Here is a 6166-nt window from a genome sequence, read left to right as displayed (position 1 = left end):
GGACTGATCGGCTCACCGCATGCCTTCTGCAACCCCTCACGGTCGAGTACCTCCACGACCGTATGCATGAGGCAGCGAGTGCGCGACGGCGCAGGCGGAACCGCGTGGGAACGGAAGAGGCATCCGAGGGAAGCCTGCTCCGCAATCACCAGGCCACGCACTGAAGCCGAGCCTGGTCACCGTGACCACGCGCCTTCATTTTCGATTCCGCGCCGTCCTGCGACCGCGCGTCGAACACTTGCTCAAGGGATATACATGTCTGCTACGCGTCCACGCCCCACGCGACTGACCGGCTTGCTCATTACCGCTACCGCGGTGTCCGCCGGTCTCATCACCGCCAACACCGCACAGGCCGTCACCGGGCCCGAAGCCACCGCCGGCCAGTACGCCTCCGCCGTCAAGCTGACCATCGGCGACGAGGCGAACAGCCGTGGCTGCAGCGCCGTCCTGGTCGACCCCCGCTGGATCCTGACTGCCGCCAGCTGCCTGGCCACCACTCCCGGCAGCCCCGTCGTCGCCGGCAGTCCCGCGCTGAAGACCACTGCCGCCTTCACCAACGGGCAGACTCGCGATGTCGTCGAGGTGTCCGCGAGCGCCACCGACCGTGACTTGGTCCTGGCCCGCCTCGCCACTGCCGTCACCGGCGTCTCCCCGGTCAAGCGCGCAGCCGCGGCCCCCGCGGCCGGCGTCGACCTGACCGCGGTCGGTTTCGGGCGTACCAAGACCGGCTGGGTCCCCGCCGCGGCCCACACTGGCACCTTTACCACGAACTCCTCCGACGCCACCTCCCTGTCGATCACCGGCAAGGGGACCGACGCGATCTGCAAGGGCGACACCGGCGGCCCGCTCCTGAACGCGGCGGGTGAACTGGTCGGCATCAACAGCCGCTCGTGGCAGGGCGGCTGCCTGGGCACGAACGCCGCGGAGACCCGCACCGGCGCGATAGCCGCTCGCGCCGACAACCTGGGTACCTGGGTCACCGACAGCATCGACGCCCTGCGCATCCGTTCCGGTCAGATCATCGAGCCCGGTACCACTCTCGTCGGCCCCAACCTGAAGCTGACCATGCAGACCGACGGCAACATGGTGATGTACCACAACAGCGGCGGCGAGGGTAAGGGTGCGGCCATCTGGGACTCCCGCACCTACGGCAATCCCGGCGCGTACGCCATCATGCAGGCCGACGGCAACTTCGCCATCTACACCAAGGACGGTGGCGACGGCAAGGGCGGCCACCTCTGGTCCACGGCCACCTTCGGCAACCAGGGCGCCTACCTCCGCTTCCAGGACGACGGCAACCTCGTCATCTACAAGAAGGACGGCGGCGAAGGCAAGGGCGGTGGGCTCTGGTCCACCGACACCTACCAGCGCTCCGCCCTCTTGACCAGTGACGGCCGCTACGGCGCCGGATTCTGGATGGACAGCCCCAACAAGATCACCGTCATGGCCCGCGACGGCCGCATATACATCTGGGACAAGCGCACAGCCAAGCAGGTGTGGAGCAACAACGTCTCCGCAGGCGGTGACGGTTCCTACCTGCACATGGGCGCCGACGGCAACCTCGTTGCCTACCGCAAGGGCGGCGGCCCCGGTCTCGGCAACTCCTACTGGTCTACCGCCACCTACGGCAACCCCGGCGCCTACCTCATCTTCCAGAACGACGGCAACCTCGTCGTCTACAAGAAGGACGGTGGCGACGGCAAGGGCGGCTCCCTCTGGAACACGGGTACCTGGTAGTAGTCCACCAAGGGCATGAACACCGCCGGGTAGGGGAACAACACCCGGCTGTCGCGATCGAAACCGGTTCGCGGGGCTCCCTCAGAGCCCCGCGAGTCACACGGAATCGGGGCCTACCGGCTGCGTACTCCAGCCGAGCGTGTCCTGAGCTGGTTCCTCTCAGGTCGTGGCCTCGTTTCACGTCGGCATAGCGATGTGAACGCCAGTTCGACTGGTTCAGCGCGTGAGCGCGTTGACGGCGTCGGTCTGTTCACTCGGGCCTCGACCGCGGCACCGGTGCGGTGCGGGGTCCTGTGCGGGTGGCTGGAGTGGTCGGCCAGGCCCGGGGTGTCCTCATCGCGGCGGCGTCGTACCTGTAGGCGGCGGCCCGGGAAGAACTCGGCGGCCAGGTAAGTGACCGGGCGCCGCGATGCGACCCGTCCGACCAACCGTCGGCTGCCGAAAACGGTCAGCCCGGCATGACGGTGGGACATGAAGATCTCCGTGCGGTGAGTCCCCGGACGGCTCCCGCCACACGGAGGTCTTCGTCATGTTCAAGACCCCACCACTGACAACAACGCTCCTTCGTCTGCATACATCTGGCGAGTGCGGACGAGAGGTTCGCAACTGTGCTCCGCGCTGGGGGGGCTGGTAAGGCCACGGGCCGTTAACGGCTGAGGGGCACTCAGCAGCGCCTCAGGCAGGTAGGCGGATCGGATACCCAACTGCCAGCCGTGCGCGAGACAGGCGAGGATTGCCGGCGTGACGGCTCCCAGCGGCAGCAGGCTCCGGGCAGCCGGGTCGGCGCCGACGCTCTCTCGGTGCGCGACGAGCCTCTCCCGAAAGGCCTGCTCGAACTCGTCCTGGTCGGCGCCGAGAAGGACGCGCAGCAGCCGTTGGTCCGGCGTCAGCGTCCCTGCCCGATCGAGCTGCTCGGCAGTACGCGCCCGCTCGGCGGTGTCCGGCTTGGCCAGCGGCACCGGGCCGGGGAGCGCGCCGTGGTAGGGCCCCTGGACGACGGTCAGGTAGCCGCACAACGTGTCCATCTCCGCAAGGTCGGCCGGGTCGGACACCGACTCCCGCTTCGAGTATGGAACGCCGTCAGCTTGCCGTTTAACCGCCGGCATCGAACTGGGCTCGAACTGGTTCGGAATTTCCCCAGTTCACCGAACGTGCGAGAGGCCGGGCCCCGATCCTGTGCTCAGGGTTGATTCAGCACAGAGGCCGGGATCGTGGGACTGGTCGAGCACAGCGTCCAACGAGACGCCTTGTCAAAGTTGTCTGAGTTCCGGTCTGAGTTGTACGCGTGCCTGACGTCGCGGGCGGATGCCATGTTCGACGTGTGTGACGCGCTGCTCTGTAACGACGGACCGGTCCGGACGCTGGTGGACCTGGCGCTGGCGCCGGAACACCGACGCAGGCACGGAGCCTTGTACTCCGGGATCAACCGGGGCCGGATTGACGTCGTCCGGCTGCGGCGGGCCCTGGCCGGCGTGCCGTTGCCCCGGGCCGCCGACGGGCGCCTGGTGCTGGCAGTGGACGTGTCCCCGTGGCTGCGGCCGGATGCCGATACCTGCTCGGACCGCTCCTTCTGTCACACCTTCGGCCGGGGCCTGGGCAAGCACCAGATGGTCCCCGGCTGGCCCTACTCGATCGTCGCGGCGCTGGAGACGGGCCGGACGTCGTGGACCGCGCTGTTGGACGCGATCCGCCTGGAACCCGGCGCGGACTTGGCCGCGGTCACCGCCGAGCAGGTCCGCGAGGTCATTGAACGCCTCGTCGCGGCCGGCCAGTGGCGGGACGGTGACCTGGAAGTCCTGGTCGTGTTGGACGCCGGATACGACGCACCCCGGATCGCTCACCTTCTGGCCGATCTGCCGGTCGAGGTGCTGGGCCGGCTCCGATCGGACCGGGTGATGCGCAAGCCCGTTCCGGTGCCATGGATCTGCCCGCCGCAGGGCGGCCGCCCGCCCAAGCACGGCGGGGAGTTCGTTTTCGGCCGGCCCGAGACCTGGGGCGAGCTCGCGGTGGTGACGGTGACCGGCACCGATCGGTACGGGACCGCGACGGCGCAGGCGTGGGACCGGCTGCACCCCCGACTGACGCGTCGGGCGGCATGGGGTGACCACGAGGGCCCCTTGCCGATCACCAGGGCACTGTGATCCGGTTGACGGTGGCGAAACTGCCCAGTGGCGGGGTTAACAAGCCCGTCTGGCTCTGGTGGTCCCACACCGGCGCCCGCCCCGAGGACGTCGACCGATGCTGGCAGGCCTTCCTGCGACGGTTCGACGTGGAGCACACCTTCCGCCTGCTCAAGCAGACGCTCGGCTGGACTCGCCCCAAGCTCCGGAACTCCGAAGCGGCCGACCGCTGGACCTGGATCGTCCTGGCCGTACACGCCCAGCTCCGGCTCGCCCGCCCGCTCGCACGGGATCTCCGCCGGCCCTGGGAACGGGCGGCGGAGCCGAACAGACTCACACCTGCCCGCGTCCGGCGCAGGTTCAGGAACCTGCACACGAAGACGGGCACGCCAGCCCGTGCACCGAAACCCACTCGGCCCGGCCCCGGCCGACCACTCGGATCGAAGAACAGGCAGCCCGCCACCCGCTACGACGTCGGACGAGTCCTCGCCACCGGCGAGTCCTACACCCGACCCGCACACCACAACGTCGGCACCAAACCCCGCAGGACAGGCTGACAAGTGACATCGAGCATCAGCACACTGAGCACGTGCGATACGAGGAGAAGGCGAAGCTCGCCGCCGCGAGAGCCCTGGTCCCGGTGGCCATCCTTGTCGCCTCGCCAGTGCTGCTGATAGCTGGAGCGCCGGTCCGTTGCCGATACCTCCGCTACGTCTACCGAGATGAGGCCCCACCGATCCTGGACAAGCAGCAGGGCCGAATCAGTGTCCACTGGTTCGTGGTCACCAGCCCTCTTCTCGGATGGCTCTGCTGGCCCACAGAGTCGCTCGCCCGACTCATCTCGCGCCGAGGTTAAACGGCAAGATCAGCCCTTGTTTCCGATCCCCTGATTTGGTTGGGAGAACGGCCTAGCCTGGTGGGGTGTCTGCTGGCGCTGGGCGGGTTGGTGAACGTCTGTGCCGGGGGTGTGATGAGGCTGGCGCCGGGGTCCGGTCCGGGTGCGGTGTTTTGCTCGTCGGCTTGTCGTTCCAGGTCATGGCGTCATCAGCAGAGGTTGCGGAAGCGGCTGGCGGCGGTGCGGGACGGGGCTGGCGTGGTGGAGTGCTGCGGGACGCGGTGGGTCGCCGGGTTGGACCGGCGGTCGAACGCCATGTACTGCTCGGAGCGGTGCAAGGTGAGGGCCTGGTGGGCACGCCAGACGCACCAGATCGGTGATCGGGGTGTCGGCCGGGAGGTTGGAGAGCCAGTAGTCGGTAGGAGCTTCGGCGCCGTTCGGCCACTCGGCCAGCAGTCGGGCAGGACCCCGTCCCACCAGCCCTGCTCGGACGAGGCGGCGGATTAGATCGGTCGCTCGACGGCTTTGCCGGCGGGCCGGACTCGCACGGCGGCGAAGCGGGACTTCAGCTGGCCTCGGGTGCCCTGCCGCCAAGTGACGGTGGTGAAGGTCTTCGGCCCGAGACGTGCGGCCAGGGCCGCTACCGACGGTGCAAGGTGGCGGTAGCGAGGCTGGGGCCAGCAGCCGGCCGGCCCCTTGCGGGGAGGTGTTTCAGGCTCGGCATCGAGCGGATGGGCACTCACGTCCGCTCGGATGGCCAGGACGTAGTGGATTCCGCGGTCGGTGAGCGCGGCCCGGAAGTATGCGTTGGTGCCGTAGGCGGCGTCCGCCACCACCACCGGAGGCCTCATGTCCCACTCGGCCAGCGTGTCGAGCATGTCCAGGGCCAACCGCCACTTCTCACGGTGTGTGGCCTCGGACGGGACGCGGGCGGACGTCCTGCGATCGTTGTCCGCTTCCCATGATCGAGGCAGGAACAGCCTCCACTGCAGTGGGCAGGACGCGGTGTCCGTCGCAGCATGAACGCTGACCGCGACCTGGCAATTGGCGCGTTTGCCCAGGGCTCCGCAGTACTGCGGAGCCACCCCGACCGACATTCTTCCGTCCTTGGGCAGCGACACATCGTCGAAGACCCAGGCCGTTGGAGTGAGCGGCAGCATGCGTTCGCAAATCCGGCGCTGCATCGGCACCGGATCCCAGGTGGACTGGTTCACAAACTGCTGCAGGTTCTGCTCGTTGCCGTCCGGCAGCCGAGCAGCCATGGCCTGGATCGACTTGCGCCGACCGTCCAGCACCAGTCCCCGCAGGTAGCAGTCACTCTTGGCCCGCTGGTCCTTGCGCCTCAGAGAGGTGAACACGTCAGCCACATACGACGCCAACTCGGCCCCGCACGCCGTCCACTTCGCGTGAATCCACACATCCGACATGCCCACCCACGAGCAGCCCCCAACCGGAAGACCTAACGGAGTCCTAC

At 68.3% G+C, this 6166-nt stretch carries 2 protein-coding genes and 2 pseudogenes; 2 read left to right on the top strand and 2 right to left on the bottom strand.

The features are described 5' to 3' along the window. The first annotated feature begins 315 nt into the window (after positions 1–315). The gene (locus ACZ4M3_RS34805; RefSeq protein WP_467739576.1) at positions 316–1737 is read left to right on the top strand and encodes a trypsin-like serine protease; all 1422 of its coding nucleotides are present in this window, start codon (positions 316–318) and stop codon (positions 1735–1737) included. Positions 1738–2270: 533 nt separating this feature from the next. On the opposite strand, the gene ACZ4M3_RS34800 is transcribed toward ACZ4M3_RS34805, so the two are convergent. Beyond that, entirely contained in the window at positions 2271–2789 is a 519-nt protein-coding gene (locus ACZ4M3_RS34800; protein WP_467739574.1) for an immunity 49 family protein, read from the bottom strand. Between the two features lie 159 nt (positions 2790–2948). Between ACZ4M3_RS34800 and ACZ4M3_RS34795 the strand changes: the two are divergent. Beyond that, positions 2949–4414, top strand: a pseudogene (locus tag ACZ4M3_RS34795) (NF041680 family putative transposase). 635 nt (positions 4415–5049) lie between these two features. On the opposite strand, the pseudogene ACZ4M3_RS34790 reads toward ACZ4M3_RS34795, so the two are convergent. Further along, positions 5050–6108, bottom strand: a pseudogene (locus ACZ4M3_RS34790) (IS701 family transposase); the annotation flags it as partial. Positions 6109–6166: the final 58 nt, after the last annotated feature.

Source organism: Streptomyces sp. NPDC026522, from assembly GCF_055567555.1.
This window is presented reverse-complemented; position numbering and strand designations above follow the sequence as displayed.